This is a genomic window from Aminobacter aminovorans, assembly GCF_900445235.1.
GTDB lineage: Bacteria > Pseudomonadota > Alphaproteobacteria > Rhizobiales > Rhizobiaceae > Aminobacter > Aminobacter aminovorans.
The window spans coordinates 3,826,139-3,851,389 of sequence record NZ_UFSM01000001.1; the positions used below are offsets into that span (position 1 = coordinate 3,826,139).

General features: G+C 64.8%; 21 protein-coding genes. 14 read left to right on the plus strand and 7 right to left on the minus strand.

Going from position 1 to position 25,251, the window contains the following annotated elements:
* The 3 genes from DY201_RS18895 to DY201_RS18905 form a co-directional block, all read right to left on the minus strand.
* Entirely contained in the window at positions 1 to 816 is an 816-nt protein-coding gene (locus tag DY201_RS18895; RefSeq protein WP_245432038.1) for an ABC transporter ATP-binding protein, read from the minus strand.
* Positions 817 to 830: 14 nt separating this feature from the next.
* A complete protein-coding gene (locus tag DY201_RS18900; protein ID WP_115732521.1) occupies positions 831 to 1,835 on the minus strand; it encodes an ABC transporter substrate-binding protein in 1,005 nt (334 codons plus the stop codon).
* 105 nt (positions 1,836 to 1,940) lie between these two features.
* Positions 1,941 to 2,879, minus strand: coding sequence for a formylglycine-generating enzyme family protein (locus DY201_RS18905; protein ID WP_245432039.1), 939 nt, complete (start codon positions 2,877 to 2,879; stop codon positions 1,941 to 1,943).
* A 93-nt stretch (positions 2,880 to 2,972) separates the two neighbouring features.
* Between DY201_RS18905 and DY201_RS18910 the strand changes: the two genes are divergently transcribed.
* The 5 genes from DY201_RS18910 to DY201_RS18930 all read left to right on the plus strand — a co-directional run bounded on the left by DY201_RS18910 (position 2,973) and on the right by DY201_RS18930 (position 8,584).
* Complete coding sequence (locus DY201_RS18910) at positions 2,973 to 3,722, plus strand: GntR family transcriptional regulator (RefSeq protein ID WP_165915767.1); 750 nt, start codon at positions 2,973 to 2,975, stop codon at positions 3,720 to 3,722.
* Positions 3,719 to 4,690 carry an ABC transporter substrate-binding protein gene (locus DY201_RS18915; RefSeq protein ID WP_115732523.1) on the plus strand — a complete coding sequence of 324 codons (972 nt, stop codon included), beginning with the start codon at positions 3,719 to 3,721 and terminating at the stop codon, positions 4,688 to 4,690. The genes DY201_RS18910 and DY201_RS18915 overlap by 4 nt, the downstream gene beginning before the upstream one ends.
* 11 nt (positions 4,691 to 4,701) lie before the next feature.
* A complete protein-coding gene (locus DY201_RS18920; RefSeq protein WP_245432040.1) occupies positions 4,702 to 5,526 on the plus strand; it encodes an ABC transporter ATP-binding protein in 825 nt (274 codons plus the stop codon).
* Positions 5,526 to 6,284 carry an ABC transporter permease gene (locus DY201_RS18925; RefSeq protein WP_067963167.1) on the plus strand — a complete coding sequence of 253 codons (759 nt, stop codon included), beginning with the start codon at positions 5,526 to 5,528 and terminating at the stop codon, positions 6,282 to 6,284. Before DY201_RS18920 ends, DY201_RS18925 begins: the two co-directional genes overlap by 1 nt.
* Before the next feature lie 65 nt (positions 6,285 to 6,349).
* A complete protein-coding gene (locus DY201_RS18930) occupies positions 6,350 to 8,584 on the plus strand; it encodes an arylsulfatase (RefSeq protein WP_115732525.1) in 2,235 nt (744 codons plus the stop codon).
* Positions 8,585 to 8,769: 185 nt separating this feature from the next.
* Here the strand turns inward: DY201_RS18930 and DY201_RS18935 are convergent, their stop codons facing one another.
* Entirely contained in the window at positions 8,770 to 9,759 is a 990-nt protein-coding gene (locus DY201_RS18935) for a LysR substrate-binding domain-containing protein (protein ID WP_115732526.1), read from the minus strand.
* Positions 9,760 to 9,879: 120 nt separating this feature from the next.
* On the opposite strand from DY201_RS18935, the gene gabT reads away from it, so the two are divergent.
* Entirely contained in the window at positions 9,880 to 11,166 is a 1,287-nt protein-coding gene (gene gabT / locus DY201_RS18940; protein ID WP_115732527.1) for a 4-aminobutyrate--2-oxoglutarate transaminase, read from the plus strand.
* Positions 11,167 to 11,174: 8 nt separating this feature from the next.
* On the plus strand, positions 11,175 to 12,641 hold the full coding sequence (locus tag DY201_RS18945) for an NAD-dependent succinate-semialdehyde dehydrogenase (protein ID WP_115732528.1): 1,467 nt from the start codon (positions 11,175 to 11,177) through the stop codon (positions 12,639 to 12,641).
* Positions 12,642 to 12,924: 283 nt separating this feature from the next.
* Here the strand turns inward: DY201_RS18945 and DY201_RS18950 are convergent, their stop codons facing one another.
* From DY201_RS18950 to DY201_RS18960, 3 genes are all read right to left on the minus strand, one after another.
* Positions 12,925 to 14,259 (minus strand): uracil-xanthine permease family protein, encoded by a 1,335-nt coding sequence (locus DY201_RS18950; RefSeq protein WP_245432041.1) that lies wholly within the window; start codon positions 14,257 to 14,259, stop codon positions 12,925 to 12,927.
* Positions 14,260 to 14,330: 71 nt separating this feature from the next.
* A complete protein-coding gene (locus tag DY201_RS18955; RefSeq protein ID WP_115732530.1) occupies positions 14,331 to 15,683 on the minus strand; it encodes an 8-oxoguanine deaminase in 1,353 nt (450 codons plus the stop codon).
* 279 nt (positions 15,684 to 15,962) lie between these two features.
* Positions 15,963 to 17,177 (minus strand): ROK family transcriptional regulator, encoded by a 1,215-nt coding sequence (locus tag DY201_RS18960; protein ID WP_115732531.1) that lies wholly within the window; start codon positions 17,175 to 17,177, stop codon positions 15,963 to 15,965.
* Between the two features lie 241 nt (positions 17,178 to 17,418).
* Here DY201_RS18960 and DY201_RS18965 point away from each other — a divergent pair, with 241 nt between their 5' ends.
* The 7 genes from DY201_RS18965 to DY201_RS18995 all read left to right on the plus strand — a co-directional run bounded on the left by DY201_RS18965 (position 17,419) and on the right by DY201_RS18995 (position 25,170).
* Positions 17,419 to 18,654: an extracellular solute-binding protein gene (locus DY201_RS18965; RefSeq protein WP_115732532.1), complete on the plus strand. Its 1,236-nt coding sequence runs from the start codon at positions 17,419 to 17,421 to the stop codon at positions 18,652 to 18,654.
* A gap of 156 nt (positions 18,655 to 18,810) precedes the next feature.
* Positions 18,811 to 19,695 carry a carbohydrate ABC transporter permease gene (locus DY201_RS18970; RefSeq protein ID WP_115732533.1) on the plus strand — a complete coding sequence of 295 codons (885 nt, stop codon included), beginning with the start codon at positions 18,811 to 18,813 and terminating at the stop codon, positions 19,693 to 19,695.
* Complete coding sequence (locus tag DY201_RS18975; RefSeq protein ID WP_115732534.1) at positions 19,695 to 20,540, plus strand: carbohydrate ABC transporter permease; 846 nt, start codon at positions 19,695 to 19,697, stop codon at positions 20,538 to 20,540. Before DY201_RS18970 ends, DY201_RS18975 begins: the two co-directional genes overlap by 1 nt.
* Before the next feature lie 5 nt (positions 20,541 to 20,545).
* Positions 20,546 to 21,562 carry an SIS domain-containing protein gene (locus tag DY201_RS18980; protein ID WP_115733877.1) on the plus strand — a complete coding sequence of 339 codons (1,017 nt, stop codon included), beginning with the start codon at positions 20,546 to 20,548 and terminating at the stop codon, positions 21,560 to 21,562.
* Entirely contained in the window at positions 21,563 to 22,492 is a 930-nt protein-coding gene (locus DY201_RS18985) for a PfkB family carbohydrate kinase (RefSeq protein WP_115732535.1), read from the plus strand.
* Complete coding sequence (locus tag DY201_RS18990) at positions 22,489 to 23,574, plus strand: ABC transporter ATP-binding protein (RefSeq protein WP_115732536.1); 1,086 nt, start codon at positions 22,489 to 22,491, stop codon at positions 23,572 to 23,574. Before DY201_RS18985 ends, DY201_RS18990 begins: the two co-directional genes overlap by 4 nt.
* Before the next feature lie 303 nt (positions 23,575 to 23,877).
* Positions 23,878 to 25,170: an NCS2 family permease gene (locus tag DY201_RS18995; protein WP_115732537.1), complete on the plus strand. Its 1,293-nt coding sequence runs from the start codon at positions 23,878 to 23,880 to the stop codon at positions 25,168 to 25,170.
* The last annotated feature ends 81 nt before the right edge of the window (positions 25,171 to 25,251 follow it).

Here is a 25,251-nt window from a genome sequence, read left to right on the forward strand (position 1 = left end):
TTATCCAGCTCCCAGCATGTCGCGCAGCCTGGCGACGTGACGGCCCAGTTCCGGGGCATCCTTCAGGGCAAGGTCGCGCTCTTCAGGAAGGTCGATTTCGAGAATCCCGCCGATCCTCGAGGGCCTTCGGCTCATCACGACGACGCGCTGCGACAGGAACACGGCCTCGTGCAGCGAGTGGGTGACGAAAACGATCGTCATCCCGCTCTGTTTCCAGATCCGCAACAGCTCGACATTCAGCGTGTCGCGCACAAGCTCATCGAGCGCGCCGAAAGGCTCGTCCATGAGCAGGACCTTCGGTCGGGTGACCAGGGCACGGGCGATCGACACACGCTGGCGCATGCCACCCGACAGTTCCGACGGCAGTGAGTCCTCGAAACCTTCGAGCTCGACCAGCTTGAGCGCCTCATGCGGGTCCATGAAATTGCCAGCCTTGGGATTGGCCCCGCCGACCTCGAAAGGGAGGCGGACATTGTCGATCACCTTGGCCCATGGCATCAGCACCGATTGCTGGAAGACCATGGAGAATGTGCGCGCGGCACGTGCTGCCGAGGGCGTTCCGCCGAAAATGGCGATCTTGCCCTCGGTCGGCGCGATAATGTCGGCGATGGTGCGCAGCAAGGTGGATTTGCCGCAGCCGGAATGCCCGATCAGGGAGACGAACTCGCCTTCGCGCACCGTCAGCGAGACGTTGTCGATGGCGCGCACCGCCCGCGAACTGCCGCCAAACGTCACCGCGACGTTGTCGATCTCGATGGCGTTGCGCGCCGAGGAGACACCGATGTCGCCGGAGTGGGCGGCCCCGGAAGGAGCCATTGTCGCCATCATGTTCACCGCTTCGTCCTCTGTGCTGCTGCGAGGATGCTGCCGTCGAAGACGTCGTCCGCAGACAGCTCGGATTTGATCTCGCCGATTTTGGCGTAGGTCTGCAGCGTCGCGTCCCAACGGTCCTTGCTGATATTGGCAAAACCGTGCTCGCGCGTTTCGTCGGTGTAGACGAAGTCGGCCACGATCACCTTGAGCGAGGCGAGTTCCTTGTCCTTTTCAATCGCGCTCGACATCGAGGCAACCATGTCGATCGCTTCTTCGGGATGGTCGGCGGCATAGGCCCAGCCCTTGTCGCAGGCCTCGAGGAACTTCACCAGCATGTCGCTGTCGGAGCCGATCAGGTCGGTGCGGGCGATGTAGTAGTTGGACTGGAACTGCAGCCCGTTGTCCCAGATGCTCTGTGTGTTGTAGCCGCTGGGATGCTGCAGGATCGGCTGGTTCTGGGCGACATTGGTCGGCCAGGAGGCAACGACGTCGACCTGATCCTGCAGAAGGCCGGGAATCTGGGCCTGGATGAAGGTGATGTCCTCGAACTTCAGGCCATTATGGTCGAGCACGGCCTTGACCTGGGCGGTGGCGCCCTGACCGGCACCGATGCGCTTGCCCTTCCAGTCGGCAATCGACTTGATGTTGGCTTCGCCAAGCGAATAGAAGGTCAGCGGCGCCTTCTGAAACGCCGCGCCGAAGGTCTTGATCGGCAGCCCCTGGTTCGCGGCATACATGATCTCGGGCGCGTAGGCGGTGGCGATCTGCGCTACCCCGGAGAGCGTTTCCTGCACCGTATTGGAATTCGGTCCGCCGGGAAGGATCTCGACCTCAAGGCCCTTTTCAGCGAAAAACCCCTTCTTCAAGGCGACGATTTCGCCAGCGGCGGCTCCGTTGTAGAGCCAGGCGAGTTGCAGTTTGACCTGCTTCTGCTGCGCATAAGCGGGAACCACGCCTCCAAGCCCCAGCGAGGCGAGCGACATGATGCTGGCTGCTGCCAGAAATGAACGTCGGCTGACCATCTATATCCTCCAATCAGACAAGCCCAACGACCTAATTGCGATGAGGATAGACCGCATGCAGCGGGTCCACACCATAACATGCTTCTGCGAACTCATTCCATGTGGTTATGGACCCCCATGCAGAACGGGCATGGTCGGCAGCTCACCTGCGAGGTCGCCGGCGCAGCGAAAACCGAGATGGCTCGAGGTGGCGCCATGATGGTTGCCGGTCCGGGCCGCAACCCGGTAGCGGTTGCAGTAACTTGCATGGCACAGGTAAGAGCCGCCACGCATGGCCATCAATCCGCTCGGCTCGTCTGACCAGGGCGACGCGGTCCATTCCCAGACATTGCCGAGCATGTTGTAGAGGCCGAAGCCATTGGGCGGAAAGCTGCGCGCCGGCGCGGTTGCGAGATAGCCGTCTTCGGCGGTGTTGCTGAGCGGAAAGCGCCCTTGCCAGATGTTGCACATATGACGGCCGTCGGGGTGCAGCTCGTCGCCCCAGGCATAGAGCGCCCGCTGCAGCCCGCCACGTGCTGCTGCTTCCCATTCGGCTTCGGTCGGCAATCGCTTGCCGGCGAAGCTCGCGAAAGCGACGGCATCGTTCCATGAGACATGGACAACCGGATGGTCGTGCCGGTCACGCCAGGTGGAACCTCTGCCATCAGGCTTGCGCCAGCAGGCGTCGCGAACCGGAGCCCACCAGTCCGGCGCGCGCGCATCGGCGTCCATTGCGATCACTGCCTCAGGATGGAGCTGGGCCAAAAAGACGAAAGACCAGCCCAGGCGTTCGGCCTCCGTCACGTAGCCGGTGGCACCGACAAATGACGCGAAGGCCTGATTGGTCACCGCGGTCTTGTCGAGCAGGAACGCCGGAAGTTCGACCGGGCGCACCGGACCTTCGCCGTCCTCAGGATTGGCGATCGAACGATCCTCCCCCAGAAGCCAGCGCCCAGCCGGTATCAGCGCCATTTCAGGCTGGCTGCCGGCATCGAGCAATGCGGGCGCCGCCACCGGCCTGGTGACATGGTCGTTCTGTGATCGGCCCGGAGAACAACACGTCATGGCGCGTTCCTGTCGAAAAATGGATCGACCGAGTTTGACTCTTTCATGATCCTGCGTAAAGGTAGGACGTCCTACCTCTTGGAGGAGAGAGCGATGTCGGGAACTGCCGCCGAACGCGTCATGCAGTATATTCGCCAGCAGAAGCTGGTCGCCGGCGACCGTTTGCCGGCGGAAATCGACATTTCCCGGATGCTCGGCCTCAGCCGCAATTCGCTGCGCGAGGCCTATGCCGACCTGATGGCCAAGGGGCTGCTCAAGAACAAGCATGGCGTCGGCACCTTCATCGCCAACCCGCCGATCCTCAACGCCTTGACCGGCTCCGCAGGCTTCTGGAACCTGATCGAAAATGCCGGAATGAAGGCATCGTTCCGCGAGATCCAGCGCGACCAGGTCATCGCGCCAAAAGAGATCGCCGTCATCCTGGGCCTGGCAGCCGAGAAGCCAACCCATCGTTTGCGCTGGCTGTTCCTCGCCAACAATCAGCCCTGCATTCTCGTCGACCACTTTCTCGCGCGCAGCGTACCGCCGGGCGCCTTCAACCAGAGCACGGAACACGACGCGCTCGCCGCTATCGCTCCGTTCACCGTCATCGATGGCGCATCACTCTCGACCCGCACGTCGGCGATCAACGCCACGGCCGACGTCGCCGAGCTGCTCGAAGTCAGCGAGGGCGACGCGCTTCTCTGGAGTACGGCGCTCGTGCACTCGGGCAATGGCAGCGTGCCGCTGGCCTCGCGCTCCTGGATGGTGCCGCAACTTCTCGCCAGCCATCAGATGATGGCCCTCGCACCCGTTCATTTTCAGGGCAGCTCAGCCCTTTCGCCGGAGGACGAACCGAAATGACCCGCTTCACCAAAATTGTCCTGAGTCTCGCATCGGGCCTCATGCTCTTCTCGGCGCAACTGGCCGGGGCACAGACCCTCGAGCCGGTACGCTTCGGCGTCGACGCCTATACGACCGGCTCCCAGATCTGGGTCGCCAAGGAAAAGGGCTTCTTCGAAAAGGAAGGCATCGACGCCCAGATCACCACCTTCGCCACCGGTGTCGAGGCCATCGATGCGCTGCTGATCGGCCGTGCCGACATGGCGGTCGGGCTCGACTTCCCGATCGTCTCGCGCATCCAGGGCGGCAAGCTGACGGTGCTTGCCGGCATCTTCCATTCCAAGCCCGGCTTCCACAAGCTGGTGGTCAGCAACGACATCAAGGACGCCAAGGACCTTGTCGGCAAGAAGATCGGCATTGCCACCGGCACCGCCCAGCACCTGATCACCATGAAATATCTCGAGGAAAACGGTATAGCCGAGGACAAGGTCGAGATCGTCGGCTTCACCAGCCTGCTCGAGATCGTCGCTTCGCTCCGCTCCGGCCGCATCGACGCGGCCTTCGTCTGGGCCGACGGCACGCAGAAATCGACCGACGGCGGCAACCACTACGTGCTGACCGACGATGCGGCAGCCAAGCGCAACAGCAGCGCCTACATTGCCGCGCAGACCGAGTTCACCGAAAAGCATCCGGAACTGACAGTTTCAACGCTGCGCGCGCTGAACGCGGCCAGCCAGTTCATCGCAACCAACAAGGACGAAGCGGCAGCCCTCATCGCCAAGAACACCCGTGCGCCGCGCGACACGGTGCGCGACCTGCTCAACTACAATGAATTCGCCCTGGCGCTGACCGACTATGAGCGCGCCGGCTTCAAGGAAGTCGCTGACTTCCTGGCCAAGACGAAAGCACAGCCGGTCAGCTTCGAAACGGGCGTCAATCCGAAATTTCTTGGGCAAGCTGCCCCCGACCTGGTCAAGCTGGGCAACTGAGCGGACCTGCGATGACAAACAATCAAACACGCGAGGCGGCATCTCCGGGCGCCATGCCTGCGGTCGTCTTCGACAAGGTCGGCATGGCCTATCCCGGCCAGAAGGCGGGCAGCGAGCTTATCCTGGCCGACCTGTCCGTGACCGTCGCGCAAGGCGAATTCTTCGTCCTCGTCGGCCCCAGCGGCTCGGGCAAGTCGACATTGCTCAAGATCGTCGCCGGGACCGAGAAGCAGACCGAAGGCCGCGTGCTCGCCAATGGCGAGACGATCGCCGGCCCCGACCGGCGGCGCGGCATGGTGTTCCAATCGATCGAGGAGCCGCTGTTCCAGTGGCTCACCGTGGCCGAGAATATCGGCTTCGGCCCCAGCGTCGCGGGCAAGGCTCGCGCCGAATCCCGCGAAATGGCACAGCGCTATATCGACCTCGTCGGCCTTCGCGGCCACGAGCAGAAATTTCCGCATGAGCTTTCCGGCGGCATGAAGCAGCGCGTGCAGATCGCGCGTACGCTGGCCGCCGAACCTGAACTGATCCTGTTCGACGAACCGTTTGCGGCCCTCGACGCACTGACGCGCCGCGTCCTGCAGAAGGAGCTGACGCGGATCTGGCGCGAGACCGCCTGCACCATGGTCTATGTCACCCACGACATTCGCGAGGCCGTGCTGCTTGGCCAGCGCGTTGCAGTGATGAGCCGGGGGCCCCGCGCCAACATCACGCGCATCTACGACATCGACCTGCCCTATCCGCGCGACGACCTCGACAGCCGTTTCGCCGATGCCGTGAAGGCGATCGAGGGCGACATCGAAAGGGAGGCGGCTTCGCAATGGGAGCAAAACTGATGCCATCCTACGCCTGGTCGGCGCTCAGCGTCGCTGTCGTCGTGATCTTCTGGCAAATGGCCTCGACCTGGCTGGTCGATCCCATGTTCCTGCCCGCACCGCTCGCCGTGCTCAACGGCGCCGGACAGATGCTGGCGGAGGGTACCCTCACTCAGTCCATTCTGGTGTCGATGATGCGTATTCTCTCGGGCTGGTTTCTCGGCAGCGCCATTGCCATTCCGATCGGGCTCGCCGTCGGCGTCTCGCCGGTGGCGCGTCACCTGGTCGACCCGTTCATCCACTTCTTCCGCTTCGTTCCGGCCATCGCGCTGGTGACCTTGTTCATCATCTGGTTCGGCGTAGGCGAGATGTCGAAGATCATCCTGATCGCCTATGCGACGGCCTTCATCGTGATGGTCAACACGGCCAGCGGCGTGTCCTCGATCTCGCAGGACAAGCTGAATGCCGCCCGCTGCCTCGGCGCCAACGAGCGGCAGGTGTTCTTCAAGGTGATGATCCCGGCCTCCCTGCCCTCGATCTATGTCGGCATGCGGCTGGCGCTCGCCTCGTCCTTCCTCGTCATCGCGGCCGCCGAAATGCTCGCCGCCGATGCCGGGCTCGGCTACATCATCTGGACCTCGCGCCTCTACTTCCAGGTCGACTGGATGTTCGCGGCAATCATCGCGCTCGGCCTTCTCGGCTTTGCCACCGATCGGCTGTGGCGGCTGCTCGGGCGGACGCTGCTCAAGCGCTATTTGCGCGGCGTCACCGGCTACTGATCCATCGGCCGGGCCGTCCCCTCCTGAAGCGGCCCGGCGACCATCTCACATGATCGGGGTAGAGCATGACTTCCGAATTTCGCGGACATATCGGCCGCACGCACCATGAATCCGAGCGCGACTATGCCGACATTCCGGTCGGCCCGGCCGGCAAGCCGAATGTCATCTATGTCGTGCTCGACGACGTCGGCTACTCCGACCTCGGTTGTTTCGGCTCGTCCATCGACACGCCGAACTTCGATTCACTCGCCGATAACGGACTGCGCTACAGCAATTTCCACACCACCACGCTGTGCTCGCCGACACGTGCCTGCCTGCTGACCGGGCGCAACCACCACTCGGTCGGCATGCGCTATCTGGCCAATGCCGACATGGGCTGGCCCTCGGGCCGCGGCGCGATCAGCCACCGCGCCGGCACGCTCGCCGAAATGCTCAAGCTGCAGGGTTATGCGACCTATGCGGTCGGCAAATGGCACCTTGCGCCGACCGAAAACGCCAATGCGGCCGGCCCCTTCGATCAGTGGCCGCTCGGCCGCGGCTTCGAGCGCTTCTATGGCTTCATGAATGGCAGCACCGACCAGTTCCACCCGGAACTCTGCCAGGACAACCAGCAGGTTCCGCCGCCGGCGACACCCGAACAGGGCTACCATTTGTCCGACGACCTTTCGGACCGCGCGGTGCGCTACATCGCCGACAAGATGGCGATCTGGCCAGACAAGCCGTTCTTCCTCTATCTCTGCTACGGCGCCGGGCATTTCCCGCACCAGGCGCCGGAGTCCGCACTGGCCCGATATCGCGGCCGCTTCGGCCATGGCTGGGACGAAGAACGCGTGCAGAGGCTGGCCAAGCAGAAGGCGATGGGCCTCGTTCCGGAAAGCACCGAACTGCCGCCGCCAAATCCCGGAGTGCGTGCCTGGGCCGAACTCTCGCCGGAAGAACGCGAGGTGTCTGAGCATATGCAGGAGGCCTATGCCGCGCTTTTGGGCCATACCGACGCCGCCTTCGGCAAGCTGCTGGACTTCCTCGACCGCACCGGCATTCGCGACAACACGATCATCGTGCTGATATCCGACAATGGCGCGTCCACCGATTGCGATCCTGACGGCACGACCAATGTGCTGCGCTGGTTCAACCGCCTGCCTGAGGACTATGCCGTGTCGCGCGAGCGCATGGCGGAAATCGGCACGGCACGCAGCTCGGGCAACTATCCCTGGGGCTGGGCGCAGGCGTCGAACACGCCGCTCAAGCTCTACAAGAGCTTCACCCATGGCGGCGGCGTGCGCGACCCGATGATCTTTTCGTGGCCTTCAGGCATATCAGACAAGGGCGAGGTGCGCAGCCAATTCACCCATGTCACCGACATTACGCCGACAATCATGCAGCTCTGCGGCGTCACCCCGCCCGAAAGCATCAACGGCGTGGCACAGATGCCGATCCATGGCGAGAGCTTCGCCTATTCCTTCGACGCGCCGGATGCGGCAACCGCCAAGCAGTCGCAATATTTCGAGATGTACGGACATCGCAGCATCTGGCATCGCGGCTGGAAAGCCGTGACGCAGCACAAGGCCGGCAGCGATTTCGACAGCGAGCGCTGGGAGCTCTACCACCTCGACGAGGATTTCTCCGAGCTGCGCGACCTCTCCCAGGAAAGGCCGGAAAAGCTCGCCGAGATGAAGGAACGCTGGTGGGCGGAAGCCGGCCGCTACGGCGTCATGCCTCTCGACGACAGCGACGTGCTGTTCAAGCCGCCCTACAGGCCCGGCGCACCACGCTGGCGCAACGAGTGCAGCTACTTCCCGCCGATCTCCTCGATACCTGCGGAAGCCGCGCCGATGACGCAGGACGTCTCGCACCGCATAACCGTCGAGATCGAGCGCAGCGATGCGAGCCAGGGCGGCGCGCTCGTCTGCTTCGGCAGCTGCCATGGTGGCTACGCGCTCGACGTCATCGAGAACCGGCTGGTCTACACCTACAACTATGCCGGCTTCGAAGTCAGCCGCCTCATCTCGGACCGGGACCTGCCGCTCGGCAAGACGACTGTCGCCTTCGAATTCGATAAGACCGGCACGCTCAAGGGACGCGGCCGCCTGACGGTCGACGGCCAGCCGGCCGGCGAACATGTGTTCGAACGCACCCTGCTCAGGCTGTCGCTGTCGCCGCTGATGTTCGGGCGCAGCAACGCCGAACCGGTCGATCCGGACAGGCAGACGAACCCGGATTTTTCGGGCCGTATCCTGCGCATCGACTACGCCATCGCAGATGATCGCGAGGTCGGCCCGCCCAGCCTCGACGTGGACTGACCAGCATGTCGCGCAGACCGGTCGAAGGACTATCGCTCCGTTGACCAGCGACATCCGTTTCGACTGTCGCCGCTCGTTCCGGCGGTTGATCAAACGCCGGCTTCGATCAGATGCATATGTGCGTCCTGAAAGCCCGGTAGCAGCGCGGCATCACCGGGCTGCTGGGTCCTTCTTTCGCGTATGGTTCAAAGCGTCGGGCCGACAGCTCCAGTTGCTGCCGACTTATCGCTGGAAGGTGCTGCGGCAGCCTCCGATCGCATCAATTCGCCGGCCAGCCAGTCATGCAGCTTGCGGATCGCCCTGTCCTTGCGGCGGGCCGGTGCGGCGATGAAATAATAGGCGCCGAGCCGGATGTCGGTGTCGAACAGCTCGACGAGGCGGCCCCTGGCCATTTCGTTGCCTGTCGTCAGCCGTGTCGCCAGTGCGACGCCCTGCCCGGCCAGAGCGGCTTCGAAGCCAAGGCTGGCGTCCCAAAGGCGCGGACCCTGCAGCGCGTCATGCGCCACGCCGGCCTTGCGAAACCAGTCGGCCCATTGCTGGCGGTTTTCCTCGTGGATCAGCGGTGCCCGCACAAGTGCAGCAATGCTTTCCAGGGGACCTGCCGCATCCAGCCATTGCCGGCTGGCCACCGGAAACATCCTGGGATGAACGAGCAAGGTCGCTCCGACAGGAAGGTCGTCGGGGTCGCCGAAGCCGACCATCACATCGGCCTCGCCGACCGAGAAATCCGGCAGCCGGTCGATGGCGCGAAACACCAGTTCCGTGTCGCCGAGCAGATGCTGCATCTCAGGCAGCCTCGGCCCCAGCCAGCGCGTCGCCAGGCCAGGCATGCACCACAGCCTGAGCGTCCGCCGATGCGAGGGCGGACGAAGTTCGGCCGTCGTTGCAGCGATCAGTTCGAAGGCCGTCGAGATGGCGGCATGGAAAATCTCGCCTTCGCGGGTGAGCCTGAGGCCCCGGGGACTGGACGCGACGAGTTTCACCGCCATCCAGAATTCGAGGTTCTTGACATGGCGGCTGACCACCGAATGGCTGACGCCGAGATCGTTGGCCGCCTTGCGCATCGAGCCCATGCGCCCCGCCGCCTCGAAGGCGCGGATCATCTGCAGCGGCGGCATCGCCTGATGCGGCTGGTCTTTCTCGACGGACCGGCGTCTTCGAATGTCGGTGTTCAAGCAGAGGCCCCTGGACAGTCTGTGGTGCACTGGAGGCACCACCGCATCTAAATCAATCGCGCACTGCTTGCCAAGGATTGCCGCTAGGTTGCCGCCAGAATCTTACGGAGCACCTCCCCCATGACCACCAACACCACCTTGCTGGCCCGCCGGTCGGCGGCAGTCGCACGCGGCGTCGCAACGGCCTTCCCCGTCTTTGCCGGCAAGGCGGAAGGCGCCGAGATCTGGGACGTCGAGGGGCGCCGCTACATCGATTTTGCCGCCGGAATCGCGGTTCTCAATACCGGCCACCGTCACCCCAAGGTGATCGCCGCCGCGAAGCAGCAGCTCGACGCCTACACCCATACCGCCTTCCAGGTGCTGCCCTACGAACCCTATGTCGCGCTGTGCGAGCGCCTGAACGCGCTGGCGCCCTTCTCCGGCGAGGCAAAGTCGATCCTGTTTTCGACCGGCGCGGAAGCTGTCGAAAACGCCATCAAGATCGCCAAGGCAGCGACCGGCCGGCCCGGCATCATCGCCTTTGCCGGCGGTTTCCACGGCCGCACGGCGATGACCATGGCGCTGACCGGCAAGGTCGCGCCCTATAAGCATAAATTCGGCCTGTCGCCCGCCGGCGTCTTTCACGTGCCGTTCCCGGCGACGCCACTGGATGTCGACGTCTCGGATGCGCTGCACGCGCTGCAGCTTCTGTTCCGCGCCGACATCGCGCCGTCTGACGTCGCTGCGATCATCATCGAGCCGGTCCAGGGTGAAGGCGGCTTCTGGCCCGCCCCTGTCGAGCTTCTCAAGGCGCTCAGGGAAATCTGCAACAGCCACGGCATCGTGCTGATCGCCGACGAGGTGCAGACGGGGTTCGCGCGCACCGGCAGCATGTTCGGCATCGAACATTCCGGCGTCGAGCCCGACATCATCACCGTCGCCAAGGCGCTCGGCGGCGGCTTCCCGCTGGCTGGCGTCGTCGGGCGCGCGGCGATCATGGACGCTGCCGAACCGGGCGGGCTGGGCGGCACCTATGCCGGCAATCCGGTCGCCTGTGCGGCCGCCCTCGCCGTGCTCGACATCATCAAGGACGAAGGCCTTGTCGCCCGTGCCAATGAGATCGGGGCGACGATGCGCACTGCCCTGGACCGGATTGCGCAGCGCAACGACGCAGTGCCGATGTCGTCGATCCGCGGCCCAGGCGCCATGGTCGCCTTCGACATCGTCGCCGAGCGTGGCACCAACACCCCTGACGCCGAGACGACAAGGAAGGTGGTGCAGGCGGCACTCGGCCATGGGCTGGTGCTTCTGTCCTGCGGCGTATTCGGCAACACCGTCCGCCTGCTCTGCCCGCTGACGATTTCCGATGCGCTGCTTGGGGAAGGACTGGACCTCCTCGAGCGCGCGCTCGTCTCCGCCAACGCCTAGGAGCCGTCATGCGCACGCTCGAAGACAATGGCCTCATGAAGACGCAGGCCTTCATCGACGGCTGCTTTGTCGGGTCTGCCGACACGCCTGTCACCGATCCGGCCTCTGGCGCAGTCATCGCCCATGTCCCCAACCTTGGCGAGGACGCAGCCACCCAAGCCGTCGAGGCGGCTTCCAGGGCGTTCCGGCCCTGGGCGGCGAAGACGGCGAAGGAGCGCTCGGCAACGCTGCGGCGCTGGTTCGAGCTGATCGTTGCGGCACGCAGCGACCTTGCCACCATCCTGACCAGCGAACAGGGCAAGCCCTTCGCCGAAGCACTCGGCGAGATCGACTATGCCGCCTCCTATGTCGAGTTCTATGCCGAGGAGGCCAAGCGTATTGCCGGCGAGATCCTGCCGTCACACCGCCCCGACGCCCGTATCCTGGTGCAGCGGCAGCCGCTCGGCGTGGTGGCGGCGATCACGCCATGGAACTTCCCGGCGGCGATGATCACCCGCAAGGTCGCGCCCGCCCTCGCCGCAGGCTGCACCGTCGTGGTCAAGCCGGCGCCCGAGACGCCGCTGACCGCTCTCGCTCTGGCCGAACTGGCACGGCGCGCCGGCTTCCCGGCCGGCAGCTTCAATGTCGTCACCGGCGATGCGATCGCCATAGGCGGCGTGCTGACATCGCATCCGGCGGTGCGGCTCGTCGGCTTCACCGGCTCGACGCCGACAGGCAAGCTGCTGATGCGGCAGGCGGCCGGCACGGTCAAACGTGTCGCCCTCGAGCTTGGCGGCAATGCCCCTTTCATCGTCTTCGACGACGCCGATGTCGACGCAGCGGTCGAAGGGGCGATGGCTTCCAAATTCAGGAACTCCGGCCAGACCTGCGTCTGCACCAACCGCATCTACGTCCAGTCGGCCGTCCATGACGTCTTCGTCGCCAGGCTGACGGAGCGGGTGAAGCAGTTGCGGGTCGGCTGCGGCTTCGACGACGGCGTCGTCCAGGGGCCGCTGATCTCGGAACGCGCCATAGCCAAGGTCGAAGCGCATATCGCGGACGCGCTCGGCAAGGGCGCCGAGATTGCCGCCGGCGGCAAGCGCCACGCGCTTGGCGGCACCTTCTTCGAACCGACAGTCATCACCGGCGCTGCGGCCGACATGCTGTTGGCGCAGGACGAAACCTTTGGGCCGCTGGCACCCATATTCCGCTTCGAGACAGAGGCCGAGGTGCTGCAGGCGGCGAATGCGACCGAGACCGGGCTCGCCGCTTATTTCTTCACGCGCGATTCGGCGCGGGTGTTCCGGATGATGGAGCGGCTCGAATTCGGCATGGTCGGCGTCAACACCGGGCTGATCTCGACCGAACTGGCGCCCTTCGGCGGCGTCAAGGAAAGCGGCAATTCGCGCGAGGGCTCCCATCACGGCATCCTCGAATTCACCGAGCTCAAATATGCCTGCATCGGCGGCATCGATGCGGCGGGCCGAGATGGATAGCGCCGCGACCATGCCCAAGCTGATGGCGACGGCGACCACCTGCGGCCGTCGCCGATGAGACGGCCCAGATCGGCGGCACCCGCCCGCTGATGCTGGTCAACCGGATCCATGAGGAAGTCGCGCGCTTCAGCCCGGCAATGCTCGGCTGACACTCCGAACGCGTCCTTGGGGTCGCCGAACGGCGTGGGCCGATCGCGCTCGGCGTCAGCGCCGAGCGCGAGTCCATCGCCGCGTCCATGTCCCAGCCGATCGACGCCGGATCCTCGGCCCGGCTGCTCCTGTTTCAGCGCGAGCGCAGGAACTCGGGAAGGCGAACCAGGACGATCTCGGCGACCATGACGGTCACCGCGCCGACCACGATGGAATGTGCGAGCATCTCGCCAAGGATCTGCGGCAGCCCGCCCGACAGGGCCCCGGCCAGCGCAGGAATGCCCAGCCCGGCCATCAGGCCGAGCGGGGCCACCATGTTCTTGACAGGTGAACCCCGGTCCTGGCTCGCCATCTGGATGCCGGTCATGACCACGGTTGCCGCCGCCGGCAGGAACAGCCCGCCGACAACCGCCGCCGGTGTCGCCACCAGCACCGCTGCGACCTTGGGCAGGAATGCCAGGGCGATGAAGATGAGGCCGGCGACGCGGACGACATGTCGGCTGGCGACGCCGGTCAGCCTGATGACGCCGAGATTCTGCGCGTATGCCGTGGTGCCGAAACCGCCGATCAGTGCTGCCAGCATCGAACCACCGGCTTCACCGGCAATGCCGGCATTGACGCGGCGGTCGTCGAGTTCGACGCCTGTAAGCCGCGCCGTCGCCTCATACATGCCCATGGCCTCGACGACGGCAACGACGAAGACGATGCACATGGTGATGGTGATCGCCGGGTCGAAGGTCAGCGCGCCATAGGGCAGCAGTTTCGGGAAGGCCAGCCAGGGCGCCTGGCCGACGCTGGAGAAGTCGAGCAGTCCAAGGCCCAGCGCCAGAACATCGCCGACGATGAGCGCTGTCAGGAAGCCGAACATGCGCAAGGTACCGCCGAAGGCGGCGCTGAGCAGCACGACCGCCGTCGTCACACAGGCCAGGAACAGGCTCGATCCCGTGGCAAAGCTTGGCGAGCCGATGCCGCCGAAGAACTCCATGAAGGTGAACCCCGCCAGTGCGACCCCCACAAGCGTGATGATCGTTCCGGAGACGGCCGGCGACAGCAGGCGCCGGAGCTTGGCAAACTGGCCGCAGACGGAGGCAAGGAAGACGAGTGCCGCGCCGATGATCAGGCCGAGGCTTGCCGCGGAGATCGTCCCTGCCTTGTAATATCCGATGGCCAGTGGCGAAAAGGCCGAGGACGGCCCCTGCACCACCGGCAAGCGGACCAGCCTGGTGCTCTGCACGACGGTGACCACGCCTGCAGCGAGGAATGTGGCGGTCACCAGATTTGTCGCCAGCGTGGCGGAGAACCCCGCCACCGAAGCGATGAAGATGGGATCGAGCCAGGCGTTGGACACGAGCGCCTGCTGAAGTCCCAATGCGAAGCGACGCTTGGCGGGGATGACCTCCTCGACATCCCCGACCATGCCATCGACCGCTTCAAGCTCGCCCATATGGGCATGAACATGATCAGTCATTGATATACGACCTCCTCCCAGAAGTATGAGCCGCCTCCGCGGCAATAGATGAAATTGGGCCGATGGCCCGGTCAGGCCTCGAGGCACTGCATGCGGCGTGAATGGCGGGCATGCTCGCGCAACACGTCGCCGAGTTCGGTCATCACCGGACGGCAGTCCTCGACGAGCACCTTGCCTGAGACCACAGTGGTGCCGGCGACCGCGGGGCCACAGCGCAGCCAGGCCTCGACCGGATCACTATGGGCGCCGGCAAGCGCCACATCCGACATGCTCCAGACGACAAGGTCGGCGCAGGCACCCGGCCTCAGATGGCCGATCTCATCCTCCCAGCCGAGACAGGCGGCACCGCCCCGCGTGGCGATGTCGAGCGCATCGCGCGCCGACATCGAATGCGGGCCGTTGCGATAGCGTCCGAGCAACAGCGCCGTGCGCGCCTCCAGCCACATCGACGCATGGTCGGTCGAAGCCGAGCCATCGCAGCCAAGGCCGACGCGCATGCCGCGGGCGCGAAGCCCCATGGCGTCGGCCGAGCCGCCGCCGATCAGCATGTTCGAACAGGGGCACTGGGTGGCGCAGACGCCGGCATGTGCGAGGCGTCCGATCTCGGCATCGGTCGGATAGATGAAATGCGCGACCCAGGAGCGCTTGCTGGCCCAGCCGACACGCTCGAAATATTCGGTCGGCGTACAGCCATAGACCTCGGCGCAATATCTGTCCTCCTCGGGGTCCTCGGCGAGGTGGGTGTGCAGCCTGAGATCATATTTGTCGGCCAGCCGCGCCGATTCCGACATGATCCGCTCGGTCACGGAGAACAACGAGCAAGGCGCGAGCGCCACGCGCGTCATCGCGCCCGGCCCGGCATCGTGGTAGCTCTCCACCAGCCGGACGCTGTCTTCGAGGATGTCGTCCTCGCGCTGCACCACCGAGGCAGGCGGCAGGCCGCCATCCTCGACCGAGCGCGTCATCGACCCGCGTGTCGCATAGAAACGGAAGCCGATGTCGGTGCTGGCGCGGATCTGGGCATCGATCAGCCTGGGCCTGGGATGGACATACATGTGGTCCATCGAGGTGGTGCAGCCGCCCATCAAAAGCTCGGTCATTGCGACATAGGTGGAGGCATAGACCGATTCCTCGGTCAGCCCGGCCCACATCGGGTAGAGCCCGGTCAGCCATTCGAACAGCGAACCGTTGGTCACCGGCGCGTAGGACCGCGTCAGGTTCTGGTACATGTGGTGGTGGGCGTTTATCAGGCCCGGCGTGACCAGCCGGCCACGCGCCGAGATGGTCTTTGCGGCGACCGGCTCGTCGCCGGCCTTGCCCACGGAATGGACTCTCTTGTCTTTGACGGCGATCCAGCCGTCGGCGATTTCCCAGCCGCGATCGACATACACATATGCATCACGGACGAGCAGGTCTACGGACATGCAGCTTCTCCAGGTCGGTTCTCATTCACTCCGACGAAGCTGACATTCAGCTTCGACGCGCTATGAGCCCTGTCCCTGGAATTGCGAGTTCCGGATCGTCATCGACTGGTAGGTTGAGCGGGCTGCTCTGATCATGCACTGCGGGAGATCGGCCCTGTTGCGGCATCTCTCCCCGCCTGAGCGAAAGCTCGCGCATTCGCATCATCAGGCATGCCGATGCAAACGCAGATTTGCCTTCCTGTCAAATTATTTTCACATCAGGAACCGACACGCAAATCCCTAGCCGCCCGAACGCGTCTTGAGGATCGCCGAAAAGCGCGGGTCGAATGCGCGGCCGATCGGCTCGGCGGCAGCGCCAAGGGCGATCGACCAGGGGTCGGCGATGCCGAGTTGCAGCCGCGGCAAGCTCCGCTGCGGGCGGTCGGCGATCGACGACGGCAGCGGCAGCATCGCTTCAAGGATCAGCCGCGCCAGGGCCTCGGGCGCGCCGCTGGTCAGGATCACCGTCTGCGGGTCAAAAAGCGTTTCTATGAGCTGGACGCTCCAGCGCAGGTCCATCGCCGCGTCCCTGACCCAGGCGAGCAACGCCGGATCTTCGGCAAGGGCCAACGCCTCGACATGTTCGTATAGGCCCGGTTCGGACGGGTCGAGCTCCAGATGCTGGTAGAGCGAGGCAAGCGAGGCGCGGTGCTCGAGCACCGCGCCGTCGCTGCTGCGCGGCGAGAGCAGCGCCATGCCGATTTCGCCGGCGTTACCGTTGCCGCCCCGGTAGCTTTCGCCATTGAGGATGAGGCCGGCGCCGATGCCGTAGCCGACATAGAGGCAGACGGCGTGATCGAGCCCATGCGCGGCACCCACCATGCGCTCGGCGATGGCGCAGGCGGCAGCGTCGTTCTGCAGGCTGACGTCGAGGCCGGTGCCGGCGGCAAGCGTCTCCAGCAGCGGATATTTCTGCCAGGCCGGCATCATCCACTTGTTGTCGCCGAACTCTTCCAGCCCGAACGGGCCGGGCATGGCCACGCCCAGGCCGACGATGCGCCTTTCGGATTGCGCCGAGATCGCGGCGAGATCGCGCCTGATGCCCTCGATGACGCCGAGAATGATCCTGACGCCGCCATGCGGATCGTCAGGCGGCAGATTGGCCTCGGCACGTACCAGTACGGTGCCGACGAGGTCGACGGCGACGGCGCGGGTCAGATGGCGGTCGATCTGCAGGCCGATGGCAAAGGCCCCTTCTGGGACCAGCCTGTAGGGCGTCGAGGGCTGGCCCCTGCCCTTTCTAACCGCGTCGAGCGAGACGACGAAGCCGTCGCGCTCCAGCTCCTCGACGATGTTGGAAACGGCCTGCTTGGTCAGCTGCGTCGCCCGCGCCAGATCGGCCCGCGACAGCGCCCCGTTGAGCCGCAACGCATCCATCATGACACGGCGATTATGGGCGCTCGTGCCCTCCTGGTTGGTGCCGCTGGTGGCTCTGATCGGACTGCTGTCGCGCAACTCTCTTTCCCCTCTTGACTCAAATAGATAATTGCAGAAGTAATAAGTCAAGTCAGTTGACTTATTAAGGAACCGCAAGAGTTCCGGGGAATGAACTGGCGGCTGGAGCCGCCGCGGCTTTCGACCAGGACACCCGCTTGCGACAGATCGCGAGGCCGAGGCCCAGCGTCCTTCCCAAGCGAGACGGCTGCGTGAAGCGCGCCGTCGAACGGCTTTGCATAAGTCAAAAATGGAGGATCAAATGTTGAAATCGATTAGCAGGACATTGCTCGGCGCGGCTTTCGTCAGCGGCGCCTTCATGCCCCATGCCTTCGCCGAAACCGCGATCAATGCGCTGTTCATGGCCCAGGCCGCCTATAGCGAGGCCGACGTGCGGGCGATGACCGAGGCCTTCAGCAAGGCCAATCCCGACATCAAGGTGAACCTCGAATTCGTGCCCTACGAAGGTCTGCACGACAAGACCGTGCTGGCGCAGGGTTCGGGCGGCTACGACGTGGTGCTGTTCGACGTCATCTGGCCGGCCGAGTATGCGTCCAACAACGTGCTCGTCGACGTTTCCTCGCGCATCACCGACGACATGAAGAAGGGCGTGCTTCCAGGCGCCTGGACCACCGTCGCCTATGACGGCAAGTCTTATGGCATGCCCTGGATTCTTGATACCAAGTACCTGTTCTACAACAAGGAAATCCTTGAGAAGGCCGGCATCAAGAGCCCGCCCAAGACCTGGGACGAACTGGCCGAGCAGGCCAAGATCATCAAGGACAAGGGCATCCTGGCAACGCCGATCTCGTGGAGCTGGTCGCAGGCGGAGGCCGCGATCTGCGACTACACCACTTTGGTCAGCGCCTATGGCGGCGAGTTCCTCAAGGACGGCAAGCCGGCCTTCCAGAGCGGCGGCGGTCTCGATGCGCTGAACTACATGGTGACGAGCTACAGCTCGGGCCTGACCAACCCGAACTCCAAGGAGTTCCTCGAGGAAGACGTGCGCAAGGTGTTCCAGAACGGCGAAGCCGCCTTCGCACTCAACTGGACCTACATGTACAACATGGCCAACGACCCCAAGGACAGCAAGGTCGCGGGGAAGGTCGGTGTCGTGCCGGCACCAGGCGTTGCGGGCAAGAGCGAGGTCTCGGCGGTCAACGGCTCGATGGGCCTCGGCATCACCACCGCCAGCAAGCATCCCGAGGAAGCCTGGAAGTTCATCACCTTCATGACCTCGCAGGAAACGCAGAACCAGTATGCCAAGCTGAGCCTGCCGATCTGGGCCTCGTCCTATGACGATCCGGCGGTCACCAAGGGCCAGGAAGAGCTGATCGCCGCGGCCAAGCTCGGCCTTGCCGCGATGTATCCGCGCCCGACGACGCCGAAATACCAGGAGCTGTCGACGGCGCTGCAGCATGCGATCCAGGAAGCGCTGCTCGGCCAGGCAAAGCCCGAAGACGCACTCAAAGGTGCTGCCGAAAACAGCGGCCTCTAAGGTTTCTGCCCCAAATTTCCGGGCGGCTCCGACCGCCCGGCCCTTTCGTTTCAAGTGACTTCTGGGCGGCTGCCGCCGCCCAGCCCGTTCGTTTCAAGTAGACTTCCGGGCGGCTCCGACCGCCCGGCCCCGCCGTATCAAGTAAAAAGGCGCCTCATGTCGGGCTCATGGATGACGACCCGGGCATGGCTGCTGATGCTGCCGCTGCTCACGGTCATGATATCAGTCATCGGCTGGCCCCTCGTCGACACGGTTCGCCTGTCCTTCACCGATGCCAAGCTCGTCGGCACCGAGGGCAGCTTCGTCGGCCTCGACAACTACGCCAGGATGCTGTCCGGCGCGAACTTCCAGCGCACGCTCGTCACCACGACATGGTTCGCGGTCATCTCGGTGGCGGCGGAGATGGTGCTCGGCGTGCTCGCCGCTCTGCTGCTGAACCAGCAGTTTTACGGCCGCACCGTCCTGCGCGCGCTGATGATCCTGCCCTGGGCGTTGCCGACAGTGGTCAACGCGACGCTGTGGCGGCTGATCTACAATCCCGAATATGGCGCGTTGAACGCAGCCCTGACCCAGGCAGGTCTGCTCGACGCCTACCGCTCATGGCTTGGCGAGCCCAACACCGCGCTGGCAGCGCTGATCGTCGCCGACTGCTGGAAGAACTTTCCGCTCGTCGCGCTCATTGCCCTTGCTGCCTTGCAGGCCGTGCCGCGCGACATCACCGCCGCATCGATGGTCGACGGTGCCGGGCCGATCGCGCGGTTCCGCTTCGTCATCCTGCCCTATCTCGTCGGCCCGCTTCTGGTGGCACTGGTGCTGCGCACCATCGAGGCGTTCAAGGTGTTCGACATCATCTGGGTGATGACGCGCGGCGGTCCGGCCAATTCGACCAGAACGCTGTCGATCCTGGTCTACCAGGAGGCCTTCTCGTTCCAGCGCGCCGGCTCGGGCGCGTCACTGGCTCTGATCGTCACCTTGCTGGTCACCGTGCTGGCGGTCGCCTATGCGGCCCTTGTCAGGAAAGCAGCGGGGAGTGCAAGCTGATGGAACGCAGGAGGCTGCCCTTCACCATCTTCATCCATGCCTCGGCGCTGCTTTTGGCGATCGTCATCCTGGCGCCGGTGCTGTGGCTGTTCGTAATGAGCATCTCGCCGGCGGCCGACCTGTCGGCCAAGCCGTTGCGCTGGTGGCCGCAACAGGTCGACTTCTCCCGCTACGCCTTGCTGCTTTCATCAGTCGAAAACAGCGCCGGTGCTGCCTTCGTCGCCTCCCTCTGGAACAGCCTGAGGATCGCCGGCATGGCGACGATTGCAGCGATTGCGCTTGCCATCCCGGCCGGCTGGGCGGTGTCGCGCACGCCAGCCGTCGGCTGGTCGCTGTCGGTGGTGATCGCCACCTACATGCTGCCGCCGGTCGCGCTCGCCGTGCCGCTCTATATGGGCCTGGCCTATTTCGGCATGCTCAACAACATCTTCGGCCTGGCGCTTGTCTATCTCACCATCCTCGCCCCCTTCACCACCTGGCTGATGAAATCGGGTTTCGACGCGATCCCGCGCGAGATCGAAGCAGCGGCGATGATCGACGGCGCCAGCCTGTTCCAGACGCTGCGCATCATCACCTTGCCGCTGGCGGCACCGGTTGTCGCCACTTCGGCCCTGTTTGCGCTGCTCCTGGCCTGGGACGAGTTCTTCTATGCGCTGCTGTTTACCTCCGACCTGCGCGCCAAGACGCTGACTGTCGCCATCGCCGACCTCGCCGGCGGCCGCGTCTCGGATTACGGTCTGATTGCCACTGCAGGCGTGCTGGCGGCCTTGCCGCCGGTGCTGATCGGGCTCGTCATGCAGCGTGCCCTGATTTCGGGCCTGACCAGCGGCGGCGTGAAAGGATGACGACCATGACCTCACCGAAGCCCAGACCGGACGGCCTCTTGGCCATCGACCGCGAAATGGCGCGCCAGCATGGCGACGCGCTGGCGTCCTTCGCCGAAAACGCCGGGATGGCAGCCCGGGTCGCCGCTTCCCTTGAAAAGACCGGCCAGTTGCTGCTGCTCGGCATGGGCGGCTCGCACGCCGTCGGCCGCGCGGTCGAGCCGCTCTATCGCGCGCTCGGCATCGATGCCATCGCCCTGCCCCTGTCCGAGCAGCTCGGCCAGGGGCTTTCGCTCGATGGCCGCACGGTGATCATGACGTCGCAGTCGGGCGAAAGCGCCGAGGTGCTGCGCTGGTTCACCGAGACGGGCGGCAATACCGAGACTTTCGGGCTGACGCTGGAAGGCGCCTCGTTCCTCGCCCGGACAGCGCCGTCGCTGGTCGGCGTCGGTGGCAGCGAGGTCGCTTTTGCCGCGACCCGCAGCCTGACGGTGACGCTTTCGCTTCACCTCGCCATCCTCGCCGCCCTGGGCGAGCATCCGAGCGGCGCGCTGGTCGCTCTGCAGATGCCTGAGATCGTCGATGTCGGCGCAGCACTCAAGGCTTTGGCCAACGTCGATACCGTCGTCACCTCGGGGCGACGCCTGCAGGGCGTTGCCGAGGCGCTGGCGCTCGGGCTGACCGAGCTGTCGCGGCGGCCGTGCTTTTCGCTCGAAGGCGGACAGTTGCGGCACGGGCCGATGGAAATGCTGGGACCTGACATCGGCGTGGTGCTGTTCCGTGGCAAGGACCCGACGGCGGCGCTGGTCACCGCCATGGCGATCTCGGCCGTCGAGACCGGTGCGCCCGTCGTGATCTTCGATTCCTCTGGTGAGCAGCCGGCGGCGGGCGCGACAACGCTCGCCTTCAAGCCGGCAACCGGCATGGACGCCATTTTTGCCATGCTGCCAACGGCACAGCGCCTGATGATCGCCTTTGCCGATGCCCGTGTCGAGGACGCCGGCACGCCGGTGCGTTCGACCAAGATCACACGGAGCGAATGAATGCGGCCGCTTGCTGTGATCGGCAACGTCAATGTCGACCTCATCCTGGGGCCAACCGCACCTTGGCCGAGGGCGGGCACCGAGATCATCGTCGACCACGACGAGTTGCGCGTCGGCGGCCAGGCCGGGAACTCAGCGCTCGCCTGGGAAGCGCTTGGGGTCGATTTCGAGATCGCGGCCAATGTCGGCAACGACCAGTTCGGCCTGTGGCTGCGCGACGCCTTCGGCGACCGGGCGGCCAAATGGCCGGTCAGCCAGGAGCGCACGACGCTTTCTGTCGGCATCACCCATCCCGATGGCGAGCGCACCTTCTTCACCACCCATGGACACCTGCCCCGGTTCAGCCTGGCCGATGTGCGTTCGGTGCTCGATGGCGAACGCCTTGCCGGTGGCTACGCCTTGCTGTGCGGCGCGTTCCTGACCACCGACCTGATGCGCGAATACGACGCCTTCTTCGATTGGGCGCATGGCCATGGCATCTCGGTCGTTCTCGATACCGGCTGGCCGCCCGATGGCTGGACCGAACACAACTGCGCCTTGACACGCGCCTGGCTTTCGCATTGCGACTGCGCGCTGCTGAACGAAGTCGAGGCAACGACGCTGGCAGGCCTCGCCCATCCTGCCGAGGCTGCCGCCGCCTTGTGGCCGAGCATGCCCAAGGGCGCGATCCTGGTCGTCAAATGCGGGCCGGACGGCGCCATCGCGATCGGTCCGGACGGCAAGCTGGTGTCGGTTGCAGCGCCTGTCGTCACGGTCATCGACACGATCGGGGCCGGCGACGTCTTCAATGCCGCCTTCCTGGCAGCCCTTGCCAAGGACCAGCCGCTCGCCGCCTGCCTCGCTGCGGGCGTTCAGGTCGCCTCGCGCGCCATTTCCACCTTGCCCCGCAGCTATGGCGGATTGCCCGAGATCAGGGACGACGTTGCATGAGTGCGCTCGACATCCAGAACATCCGCAAGAGCTATGGCGCGGTCGAGACGCTGAAAGGCATCGATATCGCCTTGCAGAGCGGCGAGTTCCTGGTGCTGCTCGGCTCGTCAGGTTGCGGAAAGTCGACGTTGCTCAACATCATCGCAGGCCTTGCGGAAGCCACCAGCGGCGACGTCAGGATCGCCGGCAGGTCCATCCTCGGCGTCCATCCCAAGGACCGCGACATCGCCATGGTGTTCCAGTCCTATGCGCTCTACCCCAATCTCAGCGTGCGCCGGAACATCGGCTTCGGCCTCGAGATGCGCAAGGTGCCGCTTGTCGAGCGCGAAAAGGCCGTCGAGGAGGCGTCGCGCCTGCTGCAAATCGAGCCGCTGCTCGACCGCAAGCCGAGCCAGCTGTCGGGCGGCCAGCGCCAGCGCGTCGCCATCGGCCGTGCGCTGGTGCGCAAGCCCGAGGTGTTCCTGTTCGACGAGCCCTTGTCCAATCTCGACGCCAAGCTCAGGCTTGAAATGCGCACCGAACTCAAGCGCCTGCACCAAATGCTGAAGACCACCGTCGTCTACGTCACCCATGACCAGATCGAGGCGATGACGCTGGCGACACGCATCGCGGTGATGAAGGACGGGCGCATCGAGCAGCTCGGCACGCCGGAAGAGATCTACAATCAACCCGCCACGCTCTATGTCGCCGGCTTCGTCGGCGCCCCGCCGATGAACATCCTCGATGTCGAGGTCGACGACGGTGCGCTACGAATCGTCGGATCCGACATTCGCTTGCCCCTGCCCGACCGCTTCAGGACGCTTATAGGCGACAAGGCGCGGCTTGCGCTCGGCATAAGGCCGGAAGCGCTGCGGCTGGCATCACTTGACCAGGCCGGCGGCCATGTGCTGCCGGTACGGATCGAGGTGGTCGAGCTGACGGGCCCCGAACTTGTCGCCACTGCCCGCCTCGGCCAGCAAAAGCTCATCGCCTGTCTTGCGCCACGGGCCAGGGTCGGCCAGGGTGACGTGGCGACATTTACCGTCGACGACGACGCGCTGCACCTGTTCGACCCGGCAGACGGCCTGGCGCTGCTCGCCTGAGGCATCGTCCGAACGGATCGGATTCATCAACAAAAACGCGAAACTGCTTCTAGCAACTGCCACTTGTGCGATGAGCGCAACGGGCAGAATTTAGGCCATGTTTGCGCAGGCAATCGTGCCTTGCGCCATTTGTTGGCGGAAGCCGGTCCGGGGTGGAGACGCATGACGCGTCCTGGGTCGGCTTGAGAGGGTAGCAGGAGTTCGGCAGGAAAATCGCTGCGGCCATGCGGGGAAAGCATGGTTGCGTCGGCGAAACTGCGCCAGGACCAGGCTGCCCCCTAGCCGTCTGGGAGGAAGCAAAGAGTGCTCGAGAAGTATTTCAACCTGAAGGAACAGGGTACATCGGTCCGGACCGAAGTGATCGCCGGTGTCACGACCTTCCTGACGATGGCCTACATCATCTTCGTCAATCCGGAGATCCTGTCGTCGACGGGCATGGACCGCAATGCCGTGTTCGTCGCCACCTGTCTCGCCGCGGCAATCGGCTCGCTGATCATGGGCCTGGTGGCGAAATGGCCGATCGGCATGGCGCCGGGCATGGGCCTGAACGCCTTCTTTGCCTTCACCGTCGTCGGCGCCATGGGCTTTTCCTGGCAGCAGGCGCTGGGCGCCGTCTTCATTTCGGGCGTCATCTTCCTGTTTTTGACGATCAGCGGCATCCGCAGCTGGCTCATTGCCGGCATCCCGCATTCGATGCGCAGCGCGATTGCAGCCGGTATCGGCCTGTTCCTCGGCATCATCGCACTGAAAAGCTCTGGCATCGTCGTTGCCAGCCCGGCGACCCTGGTGACGCTCGGCGACCTCAGCCAGACCGGAACGCTGCTTGCCGTCGCCGGCTTCTTCATCATCGCAGCACTCGACGCGCTCAAGGTGCGCGGCGCCATCCTGATCGGCATCCTGGTCATCACCATCGCCTCGATGGCGCTCGGCGTCAGCCAGTTCAACGGCATCGTCTCGATGCCGCCATCGATCCTGCCGACCTTCCTGCAGCTCGACGTCATGGGCGCGCTGCATGCCGGCCTGGTGCATGTCATCCTGGTGTTCGTGCTGGTCGAGGTCTTCGACGCCACCGGCACGCTGATCGGCGTTGCCAAGCGTGCCGGGCTGATCGAGCCGGGCAAACCCAACCGGCTCGGTCGCGCACTTCTGGCCGACAGCACGGCCATCGTCGCCGGCTCGCTGCTCGGCACCTCGAGCACAACAGCCTATGTCGAAAGCGCCTCGGGCGTGCAGGCCGGCGGCCGCACCGGCCTGACCGCCCTGGTCATCGGCGTGCTGTTTCTTGCTGCATTGTTCTTCTCGCCGCTGGCGGGGTCGGTGCCGGCCTATGCGACGGCACCTGCCCTGCTCTATGTCGCCTGCCTGATGATGCGCGAACTGGTCGAGGTCGAATGGGCCGATATCACCGAGGCAGCACCGGCGGCGCTGACCGCGCTGATGATGCCCTTCACCTACTCGATCGCCAACGGCCTGGCCTTCGGCTTCGTCAGCTACGCCGCACTCAAGCTGCTCACCGGCCGTCCCGGCGAGGTTCATGCAGCGACGTGGTTGGTGGCGGCACTGTTCATCATCCGCTTCGCCTTCTTCGCTCACTGACTTTCCCGAACCCCATCTGCAGCCGGGGCCGCCGATGCGGCCCCGGCTTTTTGTTGTCCACAGCCGGCCGCACAGACGCCG